We start from the raw sequence: 381 nt of genomic DNA, 5'->3' as shown, positions 1-381 counted from the left end.
ACCAAATAATGGTGCCTCGAGGCGGAATCGAACCACCGACACGCGGATTTTCAATCCGCTGCTCTACCGACTGAGCTATCGAGGCAAAAGAATGGTGCCGACTACCGGAGTCGAACTGGTGACCTACTGATTACAAGTCAGTTGCTCTACCTACTGAGCTAAGTCGGCACACTAAATTCTTTGCTTAAAGAGTTAAACTCTTCAATTAAAACCTCATATAAAATGAAGTCCTTTAAAAATGGCTCCCCTTGCAAGACTTGAACTTGCGACATACGGATTAACAGTCCGCCGTTCTACCAACTGAACTAAAGGGGAATTACTTGTCTCAACATCAGGTCTATAAAGACCATTATTTGTTAAGTACCAAATAATGGTGCCTCG

Annotated in this window: 3 tRNA genes; all 3 read right to left on the bottom strand. The window is 43.6% G+C overall.

Features of this window, described 5'->3' with window-relative positions:
- Positions 1–9: 9 nt before the first annotated feature.
- A tRNA-Phe gene (locus AB4493_RS22185) sits at positions 10–85 on the bottom strand.
- A 7-nt stretch (positions 86–92) separates the two neighbouring features.
- Positions 93–168, bottom strand: a tRNA-Thr gene (locus tag AB4493_RS22180).
- 71 nt (positions 169–239) lie between these two features.
- Positions 240–315 (bottom strand) — tRNA-Asn (locus AB4493_RS22175).
- Positions 316–381 lie beyond the last annotated feature (66 nt).

Source organism: Vibrio sp. 10N.222.55.A1 (genome assembly GCF_041473835.1).
GTDB classification, from domain to species: domain Bacteria; phylum Pseudomonadota; class Gammaproteobacteria; order Enterobacterales; family Vibrionaceae; genus Vibrio; species Vibrio crassostreae_C.
The sequence above is the reverse complement of the archived record's forward strand: the minus strand, read 5'-3'. Positions and strand labels throughout refer to the sequence as shown.